Origin of the sequence: Anoxybacillus sp. CHMUD (assembly GCF_013096965.1) — a bacterium.
GTDB classification, from domain to species: Bacteria; Bacillota; Bacilli; order Bacillales; family Anoxybacillaceae; genus Anoxybacillus; species Anoxybacillus kestanbolensis_A.
The window spans coordinates 1-14,882 of the sequence record NZ_SDLG01000030.1 but is presented as its reverse complement, the minus strand read 5'-3'; the positions used below and the strand labels follow the sequence as shown (position 1 = coordinate 14,882).

Genomic DNA, 14,882 nt, shown 5'->3' with positions numbered 1-14,882 from the left:
TGAAGCCAAGGAAACGTCCGACGGAGCCGAAAGCTTTTGACGAAGACGTGCACGCACGTCGAACGGAAAAAGCGAAAGGCGTAGGAGGATGTTAGTTCGAAGCTAGACATCACGAAAAGCGAAGGCGGCTGTTTAGCCTGTTATCTAGTTTTGAAGGAATTATCCTTCACGCCGAAAGAGGCGAAACGAAAAAGCATGTTTGCTCGGTGACGATGGCGGAGAGGTCACACCCGTTCCCATCCCGAACACGGAAGTTAAGCTCTCCAGCGCCGATGGTAGTTGGCGGGACACCGCCTGCGAGAGTAGGACGTTGCCGGGCATTATTATATTTATTTTGTATTGCCGCGGGGTGGAGCACGAACGAATTCACCTCTGTGAGTTCACATCAGCGTACCGCTCGAATCACTACTTGAATATACTAATTGAGAGCGGGACGGCCAGTTTTTTAAGAGGATTCTGTTCCATTCGATAAACCTTTTAGTTATTTCCTATTGCCGCGGGGTGGAGCAGCCAGGTAGCTCGTCGGGCTCATAACCCGAAGGTCGCAGGTTCAAATCCTGCCCCCGCAACCAATATTCGAAGATGAAGATAGATTAATGAAACGAAACAGCGTAAGTTTCGTATTTTTTTATGCCTTTTTTGCGTTATGATTTGTTTTCGTGTACACTTATATGTGTAGCATTTCCTTAGGAGAGTGATCCTAAGGTCTTTTTTGTATGTTGATTTTACTTAATTAGGGGAATGAGCGATGAAAACATATGAATATGTATCACATCATCCTGAAGATACGTTAGCATTAGCGATGAAACTTGCTCAGTATGTTCAGCCACAAGACGTTATTACGTTAGAAGGTGATTTAGGAGCAGGAAAAACAACGTTTACAAAAGGATTAGCTAAAGGATTAGGAATTGACCGCAATGTAAGTAGCCCAACTTTCACTATTATAAAGCAATATGAAGGGCGTATCCCTTTATATCATATGGATGTATATCGTTTAGCAGAAAGTGAAGAAGATTTAGGATTTGAGGAATATTTTTTTGGTGATGGTGTAACCGTTGTTGAGTGGGCTCATTTAATAGAACCATATTTACCAACGGAACGTTTACATATTAACATTCACCATATGGATGGGGGAAGTCGAATCATTCGATTTTCACCGATTGGTCAACGTTACGAACAGTTATGTGAGGAGATTTTTAACGATGAAAGTGCTAGCCATTGATACATCCACATTTGTTATGGGAGTCGCTGTCGTTGATGGGCAAATTGTCAAAGGGGAAATGATTACGAATTTGAAAAAAAATCATTCGATCCGAGTGATGCCTGCCATTGAATCACTTTTGCAAGAATGTGATGTGAACCCTCAAGATCTTGACCGTATTGTTGTCGCCAAAGGTCCTGGATCATATACAGGGGTTCGCATTGGGGTGACGATTGCCAAAACTTTGGCTTGGACGCTAAACATTCCACTTGTTGGTGTATCGAGTTTAGAAGTGATGGCAGCAAATGCGAAGTATTTTGGCGGGCTTATTGTTCCATTAATGGACGCTCGACGCGGACAAATTTATACAGGCCTTTATAAAGCGGAAGGAGGAAACATTCAATCCATTGTGGCTGATCAAGTCATTTTAGCTACTGATTGGGCAAATGAATTAAAAGCATATGATCAATCCATTTTATTAGTTGGAAATGATAGTGTACTACACGAAGCTACGTTTGTTGAAGTACTAGGTCGTTCTGTTCAAGTAGCTTCAGCGACACTTCACAATCCACGCCCAAGCGAACTTGCATGGTTAGGAATGAACCGTGAACCAGAAGATGTTCATACGTTTGTCCCAAACTATATTCGTTTAGCAGAGGCAGAAGCGAATTGGCTTGCTCGTCAGCAAGAAAGGACGGAATGTTAAGTGAATGTTTCTTTCCGTTTTATGACGATTCAAGATCTTGATCGTATTGTAGAAATTGAGCAGCGTTCATTTACACTGCCGTGGAGTCGTTCCTCTTTTCACCAAGAATTAACGAATAATCCGTATGCTCGTTACATTGTGATGGAGCATGATGGACAAATCATTGGTTATTGTGGCATGTGGCTGGTCATGGATGAGGCACATATTACAAACATTGCAGTATTACCGGAGTTTCGCGGGAAAAAATTAGGAGAAGCACTAATGAAACAGGCGATGGCGTTGGCGAGAGAAGAGGGGGCAAAAACAATGACGTTAGAGGTGCGAGTATCGAATATCGTTGCACAGTCATTGTATCGGAAACTTGGTTTTTTAAATGGAGGTATTCGTAAAAGATACTATTCGGATAATCAAGAAGATGCATTAGTAATGTGGGTGAATTTATGAATAAAAAAGATATGTTTGTCCTTGGAATTGAAACAAGTTGCGATGAAACAGCGGCGGCCATTGTGAAAAACGGACGTGAAATTGTAGCTAACGTTGTCGCTTCACAAATGGAAAGCCATCAACGATTTGGAGGAGTCGTTCCTGAAATTGCCTCCCGTCACCATGTTGAACAAATTACGCTCGTGTTAGAAGAAACGATGAAACAGGCAAATATGGATATAAGTCAACTTGACGCGATTGCAGTAACAGAAGGACCGGGATTAGTTGGGGCGTTATTGATTGGTGTAAATGCGGCGAAAGCGTTGGCTTTTGCACATCGCATTCCGCTTGTTGGCGTGCACCATATCGCAGGACATATTTACGCAAATCAACTTGTACAAGAAATGAAATTTCCGCTTCTGGCGCTTGTTGTGTCTGGAGGTCATACAGAGCTCATTTACATGAAAGAGCATGGGATATTTGAGGTGATTGGAGAAACGCGTGATGATGCGGCTGGAGAAGCGTATGACAAAGTTGCCCGGGCCTTGCAACTCCCTTATCCAGGGGGACCTCATATCGATCGTTTAGCGAAACAAGGGAAACCAATTATTGATTTACCGCGCGCGTGGTTAGAAGAAGGTTCGTATGATTTTAGTTTTAGTGGATTAAAATCAGCGGTTATTAACACGTTGCACAATGCAAAGCAACGTGGAGAAATGATCCGACCTGAAGATATGGCGGCAAGTTTTCAAGCAAGTGTCGTTGAGGTATTAGTGAGAAAAACAATCGAAGCAGCCATGCATTACAGCGTAAAACAAATATTGCTGGCTGGCGGTGTGGCGGCAAATGAAGGGTTACGTACACAATTACAAAAACAAATGAATCAACTGCCAGAAGTCGAGTTAGTTATCCCGCCGTTGTCGCTTTGTACAGATAATGCAGCGATGATTGCAGCAGCGGGAACAGTATTATTTCAACAAGGAAAGCGTGCCACCATGGCATTAAATGCAAACCCAAGTTTACTGTTATAGCAAGAAGGTGTCCCAAAAGCAATGGGGCACCTTTTTCTAATTGTCATACGAATTTTTCTAAGAACAATTCAGCTTGTTGTGGATTATTTTATCCACATACATGTGAATAATGTGGAAAACGTTGATTGTATGTTATTTTATCATAACAAGTTAACCACAACAAAATGGGGGATTTTTCTTTTGTTGTTGTGGATAATGTGGAAAAGTCCGTGAATAACTTATATTTAGGTGTTTTTTCTGTGGATATGTTTGTGTAAAAAGATGGGGCTAGTCCACAAGTGGAGCTAGCCCATTATTATTGTTGTAAACGTTCCCACTGTTCGAATAGTTCATCAAATTTTTGTTTTAGGGCGTCAATGTGCGCTTGTGTGTCTCGAGCTTTTTCATAGTCGTTGTAACAGGAAGGATCATATAATTGTTGTTCATACGTAGCAATTTGTTGTTCGATTTGCTCCATTTCCGTTTCTAGCTGTTCGATTTTTCGTTGTCGTTGTCGTTCTAATTTTTTTCGTTCTTTTTCTTCTTCGTACGAACGTTTTGGTGACAACGATTCGCCCGTTTTAGTTTTTTGGCTAATTTGTCCAAGCTCAAGCAGCTCTGCTTTTTTTGCTACGTAATAATCATAGTCCCCTAAATACTCAACAAGACCGTCTGTGGATAACTCATATATTTTTGTTGCAATTTTGTTAATAAAATAACGATCGTGTGAAACGAATATAATTGTTCCTGGGTATTCTATGAGCGCTTGTTCTAGCACTTCTTTGCTATCTAAATCCAAATGGTTTGTCGGTTCATCTAAAACTAATACGTTTGCCTTCTTCATCATGAGTTTAGCGAGAGCGAGTCGCGCTTTTTCTCCACCGCTTAACGTCTGAACAGGCTTCAATACGTCGTCACCAGAAAATAAAAAGTTGCCGAGAATGGTCCGAATTTCTTTCTCTGTTCTTAATCGATCTTCGTCCCACAGTTCGTCGATCACTCGTTTGTTTGATGTTAATTGTGCTTGTTCTTGATCATAATAGCCAATTTGTACGTTTGTTCCGTAGCGTATTTCTCCTTGTTTTGGATGGAGTTGTTTGATGATCGTTTTTAAAAGAGTTGATTTTCCAATTCCATTGGGTCCAATTAGCGCAATACTATCTCCGCGAGTGATACGGAATGAAAGGTTTGTTGCGATGATGTGATCGTAACCGATTGCTAAGTTGTTAGCTGTCAGCACGTCGTTTCCGCTTGGGCGTTCGATTTCGAAACGAAACGATGCCGATTTTTCATCACCGAGTGGCTTGTCGATGATATTCATTTTTTCTAATTGTTTTCTACGGCTTTGTGCTCGCTTCGTTGTTGATGCACGAGCGATGTTGCGTTGAATAAAATCTTTTAATTTTGTAATTTCCTCTTGTTGTTTTTCATACAATTTTAGTTGTTGTTCAAATTGTTCAGCACGTTGTTGTAAGTAGCTTGTATAGTTTCCGACATATTTTTTTATTTTTGTGCGTGATAGTTCATACACTTGTGTCACGATTTGGTCAAGAAAATAGCGATCGTGGGAGACGATAAGAATGGCCCCATCGTAATTTTTTAAATATTGTTCAAGCCATTGCAACGTTTCCATATCTAAATGGTTTGTCGGTTCGTCTAAAATGAGCAAATCGGGCCTTGTAAGGAGCAGTTTACCAAGCGCTAGCCTCGTCCGCTGTCCACCGCTTAATGTAGATACTTTTGTCGTATAATCGTACTGTGAGAAGCGGAGACCATGAAGAACCGAACGAATATCTGCTTCATATTGATAGCCGCCTTTTTCTTTGAATTCTGTTTGTAAACGATCATATTGCTCAAGTAGGCGCTCATAGTCAGCATCATGTAAACTCATTTGTTGTTCTAGTTCACGTAATTGTTTTTCCATTTGTTGTAGCGGGGCAAACACATCGAGCATTTCTTCCCAAATGGAACGATGAGCTTGCAACCCTGTATATTGATCTAAATAACCGATCGTTACGTGTTTCGGTTTAATGATTTCGCCTGTGTCGTATGACAACTGTCCGGCAATGATTTTTAATAATGTCGATTTTCCCGCGCCATTTCTTCCAACTAACGCAATACGGTCTTTTTCTTGTATTTCAAGCTTAATGTCTGATAAAACTTGTTCCGCTCCATATGATTTGGATAGTTGATTTACTTGTAAAATGATCATTCTTTCTCACCTCAATCTTCTTTTGATAGTGTAACGTACTTTCTTGATATTCGGCAACACTAGTGTACGAATAACAAATTTGACAAAAATAATAATAAAGGGTACAAAGGAAAGACAGAATGAAAAAAATAGTGTATAGTTTAGAAGTGGGGAGAATTTTTTAGACGTATAGGAGAGAAAAATGAAAGCGCTAACTATTTGTGAAAGGAAATGTGGGGGATTGACTCGTGAATAATGAACAACCAAAAATTCCGCAGGCGACCGCAAAGCGACTACCGTTGTACTATCGTTTTTTGAAAAACTTGCATGCATCAGGCAAGCAACGTGTATCTTCAGCGGAGTTAAGCGAAGCTGTAAAAGTCGATTCAGCAACGATTCGCCGTGATTTTTCATACTTTGGTGCGCTTGGAAAAAAAGGATACGGATATAATGTGAATTATTTGCTGTCGTTTTTCCGAAAAACGTTAGACCAAGATGAAACGACAGAAGTAGCGTTATTTGGCGTCGGTAATTTAGGGACAGCATTTTTGAACTACAATTTTAGCAAAAATAACAATACGAAAATCGTAATGGCGTTCGATGTTGATCCGGATAAAGTGGGAACAAAAGTCGGAGGGGTTCCGGTTTATCATTTAGATGAATTGGAAGAAAAGCTTGGAGGGATTACGGTAGCGATTTTAACCGTTCCTGCTCAAGTTGCCCAGCCGATTACTGACCGACTTGTTCAAAAAGGCATTAAAGGGATTTTAAACTTTACGCCTGCTCGCTTGCATGTGCCAGAACATATTCGTGTTCACCATATTGATTTAGCGGTCGAATTGCAGTCACTCGTTTACTTTTTAAAACATTACGGAAATGAGTAAACCTCCCGTTTACGAGCGGGAGGTTTTTTTTCGTAAAGAACGAATTCCTGCGCCGAAATCAAATGTAGCAATTAAAATAAATAGCATCGTTGTGATGTCCCAAATACCATCATCGGCGGTATGGACAGCAAAATAAGTAAATAAAATGCCAGTGAGAAAATAAAACAACGGTTCAGACTTCATGAAAACAGCCTCCAAATTACGAATTGCATTCGTTCTGCCTCACGCATAATGCTTTCGATTTCTTCAGCAAATAATGTTTGAATTGCAACGACAAAGGTGTTCATCAGTACATGTGCTGCAATAGGTACGATAATACGCTTTGTTTTGACATATAGGAAAGCAAATACAAATCCCATCGTTGCATAAAGAAGCAAATGTTCGAACTCTAAATGAACAACAGCAAATAAAAGCGAGCTGATGATGGCTGATAAGAAAAAGTTATATTTTTGATACAGCGTTCCGAAAATAATTTTTCGAAAAATGATTTCTTCTAAAACTGGACCAACGATTGAAGTGACGAGCATAAGAGCTGGTGTAAGTTTGACCATTTCGACGATCCGTCTCGTGTTCTCGGACCCCATTTCGACCCCAAAGAGGTGTACTTCGATGTTTGCTGCAACGCCTTGGGCGAAAAGAGCGAGCAAAAACCCCCCAATTGCCCAAAAGAATGACATGCCAATCGATGCTTGATGGCGATCATATGAGTATTTCATATCTTCTTTCATAAAATAAAGAACGAGAAAAAGAGCAATCGAGAAACTAATAACAGCCCAATAACCAGAAGCGATCGAAAAAGCTATTTCTTTATTTGATGCGTTGACAAAGCCGCTATGTGCAAGTAAAGGGACGCCGACTAAGCTCGATAGCTGCATGGCGATATATGTAATGATGACATACCAATATTGTTTTTTCACATGGTCAACCCCTTTTTACAAAATAAATACTTTTTCATTTTACCATATTTTTTGTATGAATTTCGAAAGGAAAGACATAATGAAAGAGGGAAATATGTATTGAAAAATTTTTAACTTCCTACTTGCAAAATTGAAAAAAGTTCATTAATATAATAAGTGTGTTAGCACTCAATAAGAATGAGTGCTAATAACGGAACGAAAATCTAATTAAGGAGGTCGTTTGCCGTGTTGAAGCCACTAGGCGATCGTATTGTCATTGAATTAATTCAAACTGAAGAAAAAACAGCGAGCGGAATTGTCTTACCAGACACAGCAAAAGAAAAACCACAAGAAGGAAAAGTTGTGGCAGTTGGTTCAGGTCGCGTTCTTGATAATGGTGAGCGCGTAGCTCCAGAGGTAAGCGTTGGTGACCGCATCATCTTCTCAAAATATGCGGGTACAGAAGTAAAATATGATGGAAAAGAATACTTAATTTTGCGTGAAAGTGACATTTTAGCTGTGATTGGTTAATCGTTCGCCTGATAACATATAAAGCGTACAAAAATACTTAACAAAAAAAATCATCATCAAGGGGGTAAGATGTATGGCAAAAGAAATTAAATTCAGCGAAGAAGCTCGTCGTGCGATGTTACGCGGTGTAGATAAATTAGCTGATGCAGTAAAAGTAACATTAGGTCCAAAAGGTCGTAACGTTGTATTAGAGAAAAAGTTCGGTTCTCCATTAATTACAAATGACGGTGTAACGATTGCGAAAGAGATTGAATTAGAAGATCCGTTTGAAAATATGGGTGCGAAGCTTGTTGCGGAAGTAGCAAGCAAAACAAACGATGTTGCTGGTGACGGTACAACAACAGCAACTGTATTAGCACAAGCGATGATTCGTGAAGGATTGAAAAACGTAACAGCTGGTGCGAACCCAATGGGTATTCGCAAAGGTATTGAAAAAGCTGTTGCAGTTGCGGTAGAAGAATTAAAAGCGATCTCTAAACCAATCGAAGGTAAAGATTCTATCGCTCAAGTTGCAGCTATTTCTGCAGCTGACGAAGAAGTTGGTCAACTTATCGCTGAAGCGATGGAACGTGTTGGTAAAGATGGCGTCATTACATTAGAAGAGTCTAAAGGTTTCACAACAGAATTAGATGTTGTGGAAGGTATGCAATTTGACCGTGGTTATGTATCTCCATACATGGTTACAGACTCTGATAAAATGGAAGCTGTATTGGAAAATCCATACATCTTAATTACAGATAAAAAAGTTTCAAGCATTCAAGAACTTCTTCCTGTATTAGAGCAAGTTGTTCAACAAGGTAAGCCATTGTTAATTATTGCTGAAGATGTAGAAGGCGAAGCGCTTGCAACATTAGTTGTGAACAAACTTCGTGGTACATTCACAGCTGTTGCAGTTAAAGCGCCTGGCTTCGGTGATCGTCGCAAAGCGATGCTTCAAGATATCGCGATCTTAACAGGTGGCGAAGTTATCACAGAAGAGTTAGGTCGCGAATTGAAATCAACAACAATTGCTTCCCTTGGTCGTGCAGCGAAAGTTGTTGTAACAAAAGAACATACAACAATCGTTGATGGCGCTGGTCGTGCCGAAGACATTCAAGCACGCATCAACCAAATTCGTGCACAATTAGAAGAAACAACTTCTGAATTTGACCGTGAAAAATTACAAGAGCGCTTAGCGAAATTAGCTGGTGGCGTTGCGGTAATCAAAGTTGGTGCTGCAACAGAAACAGAATTAAAAGAGCGTAAATTACGCATTGAAGACGCATTAAACGCAACACGTGCGGCAGTTGAAGAAGGTATCGTTGCCGGCGGTGGTACAGCGTTAATGAACGTATACAGCAAAGTTGCAGCCATTGAAGCTGAAGGCGACGAAGCAACTGGTGTGAAAATCGTTCTTCGTGCGATTGAAGAGCCAGTTCGTCAAATCGCGCAAAACGCTGGTTTAGAAGGCTCTGTCATCGTAGAACGCTTAAAAACAGAAAAACCTGGCATCGGCTTCAACGCAGCAACTGGCGAGTGGGTTGACATGATCGAAGCAGGTATCGTTGACCCAACAAAAGTAACTCGCTCTGCACTTCAAAACGCAGCATCTGTTGCCGCTATGTTCTTAACAACTGAGGCAGTCGTTGCTGACAAACCAGAAGAAAACAAAAACACACCAGGCATGCCAGACATGGGCGGCATGATGTAATACCTTTCAATTTCGCTAGGGAGAAGTGGATGTGTCCGCTTCTCCTACATTTTTTATATATTCACCCTTACAAAAATGTAAGGGTATTTTTTATTTTTAGACATCTGAAAATGAGGTTTGAATGTTAATATAGACATATACAATTAAACGAAATTTTGCGAAGGAGTATGATTATGTTAGAAGACGTTACATTTAGAATAGCAAGTATAGATGATTTACCGACAATCGTTAGCATTTACAACTCGACAATTCCAAGTCGATTAGTAACTGCTGATACAGAGCCCGTATCGATAGACGATAGATTGGAATGGTTTAAGGAACACAACCCTAATCAAAGACCTTTATGGATGGTGGAATATGGAGATGAAGTTTGTGGTTGGGTAAGCCTTCAATCTTTTTACGGGAGACCAGCCTATCATGCGACTGCTGAAATAAGTATTTATCTTCATGAAAATTTTAGAGGAAAAGGGTTAGGGAAAAGGATTTTAGCTAAAGTGATCGAGGAGTGTCCGAAGTTTAGCATTGATACTTTGCTCGGATTCATCTTTGCGCACAACGAGCCAAGCATGAAACTATTTTTGAGTGTAGGTTTTGAGAAGTGGGGATATTTGCCGGAAGTCGCTCAATTGGATGGGATAAAAAGAGATTTAGTTATTGTCGGAAAGAAGATTCCTCATTTTTAGTATGAGAAACAGGGGCTACTCCTTTGTTATGAAAGTAGCCCTGTCCTCTAATTGACTTAAAAAACAAAGAATAGAACCGATAGCTTGAATCCATGCTCCGATAATCCCGATCGTCTCCCCTTCTTCTTTGCCCTTTTGTTTTTCCCATACACCACCAATGGCTTGTAAGGCATTGCCGATCGATTGAAGTAAATTTCCGATAGGGCTTAACACAGATGATTGCTTATCTTCCCAATCATCTATAAATGAAATAAGTCCGCCTAATGATTGTAACCAGTTCCCTGTAATCTCCAGTCGGCTCCCTTCTTCGCTTAACAGTCCAGCGACAACGGTAATATTTCCAATAGCTTGAATTTCATTTCCATATACACCTAACGTATCGGGCGTTTCAGCATCTGCTTCTAGCGCATTTCCCGTTGCTTGCAATACGTTTCCCCATAAATCAAGAGCAAACTGTTTTTTTTGTCGCTTAGAGAAGGAATGCTCGCAATGGCCGAAGTAACAGTACCTATCGCTTGAGTAAATGAACCGATCAGTGCTTTCGGTTGATTCATGTGCATTCTCCTACAATTTTTGCTCATATATCATATGCAAGTTACATATTGTTGTTAATTGTTAGAAAATTGAATAAAAAAGACAGCATCTTGACCGACGAGGAATGAAGTTGGTAGAATGGATTAAAATTTAAGATGCGCACCTTCGTATATCCTCGATAATATGGTTCGAGAGTCTCTACCGGGACACCGTAAATGACCCGACTACGAAGGCAGTGTTCTATATTGCTAGAATTCTGCCTTCGTTTTTTTATGAGAGGGTATGAATGCTAGCTTTTTTTATTATATGTAGATGAGGTGATTTCGTTTGAGTCAACAAGAAATGATCGTTGTTTTAGATTTTGGTAGCCAGTACAATCAGCTAATTACGCGGCGCATTCGTGAGTTCGGTGTGTATAGTGAGTTGCACCCACATACGATTACAGCCGAACAAATTCAACAAATGAATGTAAAAGGAATTGTCTTCTCAGGTGGTCCGAATAGCGTATATGATGAACAAGCGTTTACGTGTGACCCGGCGCTTTTTGAGTTAGGTATTCCGATTTTAGGCATTTGTTACGGTATGCAGCTGATGACACATCATTTGGGTGGAAAAGTAGAAAAAGCGACCCACAGAGAATACGGAAAAGCAACGATTACGGTGCAACGTGCGTCTCAGCTATTCAGCAGCTTACCGACAGAGCAAATTGTTTGGATGAGTCATGGCGACTTGGTGACAAAAACGCCAGAAGGGTTTACAGTTGACGCGACAAGCCCATCTTGCCCGATTGCCGCGATGAGCGATGAAACGAGAAAGTTTTATGCCGTTCAGTTTCATCCAGAAGTGCGTCATTCAGTATATGGAAATGAACTATTAAAACGATTCGTGTTTAACATTTGTGAGTGTAAAGGCGATTGGACGATGGGAAGCTTTATTGATCACGAAGTGCGCAAAATTCGTGAACTTGTTGGAGATAAAAAAGTACTTTGCGCTTTAAGTGGTGGTGTGGATTCATCGGTAGCGGCTGTTCTCGTACATCGTGCCATCGGTGATCAATTGACGTGCATTTTTGTCGATCACGGTTTGCTTCGTAAAGGAGAAGCGGACAGTGTCATGAAAACGTTCCGCGAAGGCTTTCATATGAATGTCATTAAAGTAGATGCAAAGGAACGATTTTTAAATAAATTAAAAGGTGTAAGTGATCCGGAGCAAAAACGAAAAATTATCGGAAATGAATTTATTTACGTTTTTGATGATGAAGCAGCAAAGCTAGATGGCATCGAATTTTTAGTACAAGGTACGCTTTATACGGACATTATTGAAAGTGGTACAGCGACGGCTCAAACGATTAAATCGCACCATAATGTTGGTGGATTACCTGAAGATATGACATTTAAGTTAATTGAACCATTGAATACACTTTTCAAAGATGAAGTACGCGCACTCGGCACAGAGTTAGGTATCCCAGACGAGATCGTGTGGCGCCAGCCGTTTCCAGGACCTGGACTTGGCATTCGTGTATTAGGTGAAGTGACAGAAGAAAAGCTAGAAATTGTTCGGGAGTCGGATGCGATTTTACGGGAAGAAATTAAAAAAGCCGGTCTCGACCGTGATATTTGGCAATACTTCACCGTCCTTCCTGATATTCGTAGCGTCGGGGTGATGGGAGATGCTCGTACGTATGATTACACGGTTGGTATTCGTGCAGTTACTTCAATTGATGGAATGACAGCGGACTGGGCACGTATTCCGTGGGATGTGTTAGAAGCTATTTCAACACGCATCGTAAACGAAGTGCCTCATGTCAATCGTGTTGTATACGACATTACAAGTAAGCCACCAGCAACGATCGAATGGGAGTAAAAACGAACAAAAAAAACAATTATAAAAAAAATGTTCGTTATTTATATTGACTTCACTCACTTTCATTGCTAGAATGTATGTGTGAAATAAATAGAGGATACATCGTATAATCTCGAGAATATGGCTCGAGAGTCTCTACCAAGCTACCGTAAATAGCTTGACTACGATGGGTAATGTGGGGGAGAGGAGTCTGCTTGGTTCCTCTCTATGTTCGTGCATTATGCATCATAGTCAACGCTTCTGGTAGTTTGCTAGAAGCGTTTTTCTTTTTATTACAACATATGGAGGGACTAAAAGTGATCAAAAAGTATTTCCAATTTGATGAGCTTGGCACAAACTATAAGAGGGAAATTATTGCTGGTTTAACGACATTTTTATCTATGGCGTACATTTTATTTGTCAATCCTTCGATTTTATCATTAAGTGCTGTGCCTGATTTGCCAAGTGAAATGAGAATGGATCAAGGGGCGGTATTTACGGCGACGGCCATTGCAGCGGCGGTCGGATCGCTATTAATGGGATTGATTGCGCGTTATCCTATTGCTCTTGCACCGGGAATGGGATTAAATGCTTTCTTTGCTTTTACTGTTGTATTGACGATGGGGATCCCTTGGCAGACCGCGTTATCAGGCGTTTTAGTATCTGGACTTATTTTTATTGTACTTACGCTAAGTGGTATTCGTGAAAAAATTATCAATTCAATTCCAGAAGATTTAAAATATGCAGTTGGTGCAGGAATTGGGTTATTTATTACGTTTATCGGATTTCAAAACGCAGGTATTATTGTTAATAACGATGCTGTTCTTGTTGGTTTAGGGGATTTGACAGATGGTAATACGCTGTTAGCTATTTTTGGTTTTATTATTACGGTTATTTTAATGGTTCGTGGTATAAATGGTGGTATTTTTATTGGAATGGTCATTACAGCTGTTATTGGGATGTTTTCGGGATTAATCGATGTACCAACGAAGATCATCGGCTCTGTACCGAGTTTAGCTCCTACATTTGGAGTAGCTCTTGAACATTTGGGGGAAATTTTTAATATAAAAATGTTAGCGGTTGTGTTGACGTTTTTATTTGTTGATTTCTTTGATACAGCTGGAACGCTCGTTGCTGTGGCGAATCAGGCTGGACTGTTAAAAGATAATAAATTGCCACGTGCAGGAAAAGCGCTTTTTGCTGATTCCAGTGCCACGGTTGTTGGGGCGATTTTAGGAACGTCAACAACCACATCGTATATTGAATCATCAGCGGGAGTAGCGGCTGGTGGACGTACAGGTTTTGCTTCCGTTGTTACTGCGGTGTTATTTTTGTTTGCGCTATTTTTCTCCCCGTTGCTATCGGTTGTCACGGCGCCGGTTACAGCGCCGGCGTTAATTATCGTTGGTGTGCTGATGGTATCATCTCTTGGAAAGATCGAATGGACTCGGTTTGAAGTTGCTGTTCCTTCCTTTTTGACATTAATTGCAATGCCTTTAACATACAGTATCGCAACGGGAATTGCGATCGGATTTATTTTCTATCCAATTACAATGATTGCAAAAGGTAGAGCAAAAGAAATTCACCCAATTATGTATGGTTTATTTGTTGTTTTCATTTTGTACTTTGCATTTTTAGTTGAGTAACTACCGTAGTTATGGATGATGAAGAGGCTTGGATCGTTACTTCCAAGCCTTATTTTTTTAAAAAAAGATAGTTGACGAGGTATGCTGTTTTTGATAATATACTTATTGCTGGTTGAAACAAGTAGTTTATGAAAAATAAAAAAGAAAAAAGTGTTGACAAGAAAAACAGTAAATGATATATTAAAAAGGTCGCTCAAACAGCCAAACAGCGACAAAGAGATGTTCCTTGAAAACTGAACGAAGCGAAAAGCGTAAAGAAGCTAGAGATATGAACTTTCTATGGAGAGTTTGATCCTGGCTCAGGACGAACGCTGGCGGCGTGCCTAATACATGCAAGTCGAGCGGACGAATCGAAAGCTTGCTTTTGATTCGTTAGCGGCGGACGGGTGAGTAACACGTGGGCAACCTGCCCTGTAGACGGGGATAACACCGAGAAATCGGTGCTAATACCGGATAACACGAAATGTCGCATGACGTTTCGTTGAAAGACGGCGTAAGCTGTCGCTACAGGATGGGCTCGCGGCGCATTAGCTAGTTGGTGAGGTAACGGCTCACCAAGGCGACGATGCGTAGCCGACCTGAGAGGGTGATCGGCCACACTGGGACTGAGACACGGCCCAGACTCCTACGGGAGGCAGCAGTAGG

15 protein-coding genes, 1 tRNA gene, 2 rRNA genes and 2 riboswitches are annotated in these 14,882 nt (G+C 40.6%); of the genes, 13 read left to right on the top strand and 5 right to left on the bottom strand.

The window, feature by feature from the left end:
* The first annotated feature begins 202 nt into the window (after window positions 1-202).
* From rrf to tsaD, 6 genes are all read left to right on the top strand, one after another.
* Window positions 203-319 (top strand): 5S ribosomal RNA (gene rrf, locus ETB99_RS13980).
* 176 nt (window positions 320-495) lie between these two features.
* A tRNA-Met gene (locus ETB99_RS13975) sits at window positions 496-572 on the top strand.
* A gap of 176 nt (window positions 573-748) precedes the next feature.
* Window positions 749-1,222 carry a tRNA (adenosine(37)-N6)-threonylcarbamoyltransferase complex ATPase subunit type 1 TsaE gene (gene tsaE, locus ETB99_RS13970; RefSeq protein WP_077429861.1) on the top strand — a complete coding sequence of 158 codons (474 nt, stop codon included), beginning with the start codon at window positions 749-751 and terminating at the stop codon, window positions 1,220-1,222.
* Window positions 1,203-1,907: a tRNA (adenosine(37)-N6)-threonylcarbamoyltransferase complex dimerization subunit type 1 TsaB gene (gene tsaB / locus ETB99_RS13965; protein WP_171700875.1), complete on the top strand. Its 705-nt coding sequence runs from the start codon at window positions 1,203-1,205 to the stop codon at window positions 1,905-1,907. The genes tsaE and tsaB overlap by 20 nt, the downstream gene beginning before the upstream one ends.
* Window positions 1,908-2,351 (top strand): ribosomal protein S18-alanine N-acetyltransferase, encoded by a 444-nt coding sequence (rimI, locus tag ETB99_RS13960; protein ID WP_012573932.1) that lies wholly within the window; start codon window positions 1,908-1,910, stop codon window positions 2,349-2,351.
* Window positions 2,348-3,361, top strand: a complete 1,014-nt coding sequence (gene tsaD, locus ETB99_RS13955) for a tRNA (adenosine(37)-N6)-threonylcarbamoyltransferase complex transferase subunit TsaD (RefSeq protein WP_128999463.1) — start codon at window positions 2,348-2,350, stop codon at window positions 3,359-3,361. The genes rimI and tsaD overlap by 4 nt, the downstream gene beginning before the upstream one ends.
* A gap of 295 nt (window positions 3,362-3,656) precedes the next feature.
* Here the strand turns inward: tsaD and ETB99_RS13950 are convergent, their stop codons facing one another.
* Window positions 3,657-5,552, bottom strand: a complete 1,896-nt coding sequence (locus tag ETB99_RS13950; protein WP_171700874.1) for an ABC-F family ATP-binding cassette domain-containing protein — start codon at window positions 5,550-5,552, stop codon at window positions 3,657-3,659.
* A 227-nt stretch (window positions 5,553-5,779) separates the two neighbouring features.
* Between ETB99_RS13950 and ETB99_RS13945 the strand changes: the two genes are divergently transcribed.
* Entirely contained in the window at window positions 5,780-6,415 is a 636-nt protein-coding gene (locus ETB99_RS13945; RefSeq protein WP_006323910.1) for a redox-sensing transcriptional repressor Rex, read from the top strand.
* Between the two features lie 9 nt (window positions 6,416-6,424).
* On the opposite strand, the gene ETB99_RS13940 is transcribed toward ETB99_RS13945, so the two are convergent.
* On the bottom strand, window positions 6,425-6,598 hold the full coding sequence (locus ETB99_RS13940) for a YdiK family protein (RefSeq protein WP_006323911.1): 174 nt from the start codon (window positions 6,596-6,598) through the stop codon (window positions 6,425-6,427).
* On the bottom strand, window positions 6,595-7,332 hold the full coding sequence (locus ETB99_RS13935; protein WP_171700873.1) for a CPBP family intramembrane glutamic endopeptidase: 738 nt from the start codon (window positions 7,330-7,332) through the stop codon (window positions 6,595-6,597). Before ETB99_RS13935 ends, ETB99_RS13940 begins: the two co-directional genes overlap by 4 nt.
* 225 nt (window positions 7,333-7,557) lie before the next feature.
* Here ETB99_RS13935 and groES point away from each other — a divergent pair, with 225 nt between their 5' ends.
* The 3 genes from groES (at window position 7,558) to ETB99_RS13920 (ending at window position 10,215) form a co-directional block, all read left to right on the top strand.
* Entirely contained in the window at window positions 7,558-7,842 is a 285-nt protein-coding gene (gene groES / locus ETB99_RS13930) for a co-chaperone GroES (protein ID WP_004888755.1), read from the top strand.
* A 73-nt stretch (window positions 7,843-7,915) separates the two neighbouring features.
* Entirely contained in the window at window positions 7,916-9,532 is a 1,617-nt protein-coding gene (groL, locus tag ETB99_RS13925) for a chaperonin GroEL (RefSeq protein WP_077429868.1), read from the top strand.
* Window positions 9,533-9,705: 173 nt separating this feature from the next.
* Window positions 9,706-10,215: a GNAT family N-acetyltransferase gene (locus ETB99_RS13920; RefSeq protein WP_077429872.1), complete on the top strand. Its 510-nt coding sequence runs from the start codon at window positions 9,706-9,708 to the stop codon at window positions 10,213-10,215.
* Between the two features lie 15 nt (window positions 10,216-10,230).
* Here the strand turns inward: ETB99_RS13920 and ETB99_RS13915 are convergent, their stop codons facing one another.
* On the bottom strand, window positions 10,231-10,641 hold the full coding sequence (locus ETB99_RS13915; RefSeq protein ID WP_309138156.1) for a DUF6944 family repetitive protein: 411 nt from the start codon (window positions 10,639-10,641) through the stop codon (window positions 10,231-10,233).
* Complete coding sequence (locus ETB99_RS15270; RefSeq protein ID WP_309138155.1) at window positions 10,617-10,769, bottom strand: hypothetical protein; 153 nt, start codon at window positions 10,767-10,769, stop codon at window positions 10,617-10,619. The genes ETB99_RS13915 and ETB99_RS15270 overlap by 25 nt, the downstream gene beginning before the upstream one ends.
* A gap of 125 nt (window positions 10,770-10,894) precedes the next feature.
* Window positions 10,895-10,996: riboswitch (purine riboswitch) on the top strand.
* Between the two features lie 95 nt (window positions 10,997-11,091).
* On the opposite strand from ETB99_RS15270, the gene guaA reads away from it, so the two are divergent.
* The 3 genes from guaA to ETB99_RS13900 form a co-directional block, all read left to right on the top strand.
* The gene (gene guaA, locus ETB99_RS13910; protein ID WP_171700876.1) at window positions 11,092-12,612 is read left to right on the top strand and encodes a glutamine-hydrolyzing GMP synthase; all 1,521 of its coding nucleotides are present in this window, start codon (window positions 11,092-11,094) and stop codon (window positions 12,610-12,612) included.
* A gap of 82 nt (window positions 12,613-12,694) precedes the next feature.
* Window positions 12,695-12,796: riboswitch (purine riboswitch) on the top strand.
* Window positions 12,797-12,911: 115 nt separating this feature from the next.
* Window positions 12,912-14,237 (top strand): NCS2 family permease, encoded by a 1,326-nt coding sequence (locus ETB99_RS13905; protein ID WP_158074599.1) that lies wholly within the window; start codon window positions 12,912-12,914, stop codon window positions 14,235-14,237.
* Window positions 14,238-14,513: 276 nt separating this feature from the next.
* Window positions 14,514-14,882, top strand: a 16S ribosomal RNA gene (locus ETB99_RS13900); the annotation flags it as partial.

Bases quoted from the DNA above. Each gene is read 5' to 3' on its own strand.
- tsaB (WP_171700875.1), top strand. From the start codon at position 1,203: ATGAAAGTGCTAGCCATTGATACATCCACATTTGTTATGGGAGTCGCT.
- ETB99_RS13920 (WP_077429872.1), top strand. From the start codon at position 9,706: ATGTTAGAAGACGTTACATTTAGAATAGCAAGTATAGATGATTTACCG.
- ETB99_RS13950 (WP_171700874.1), bottom strand. From the start codon at position 5,552: ATGATCATTTTACAAGTAAATCAACTATCCAAATCATATGGAGCGGAA.
- tsaE (WP_077429861.1), top strand. From the start codon at position 749: ATGAAAACATATGAATATGTATCACATCATCCTGAAGATACGTTAGCA.
- groL (WP_077429868.1), top strand. From the start codon at position 7,916: ATGGCAAAAGAAATTAAATTCAGCGAAGAAGCTCGTCGTGCGATGTTA.
- tsaD (WP_128999463.1), top strand. From the start codon at position 2,348: ATGAATAAAAAAGATATGTTTGTCCTTGGAATTGAAACAAGTTGCGAT.
- ETB99_RS13940 (WP_006323911.1), bottom strand. From the start codon at position 6,598: ATGAAGTCTGAACCGTTGTTTTATTTTCTCACTGGCATTTTATTTACT.
- ETB99_RS15270 (WP_309138155.1), bottom strand. From the start codon at position 10,769: ATGAATCAACCGAAAGCACTGATCGGTTCATTTACTCAAGCGATAGGT.
- guaA (WP_171700876.1), top strand. From the start codon at position 11,092: ATGATCGTTGTTTTAGATTTTGGTAGCCAGTACAATCAGCTAATTACG.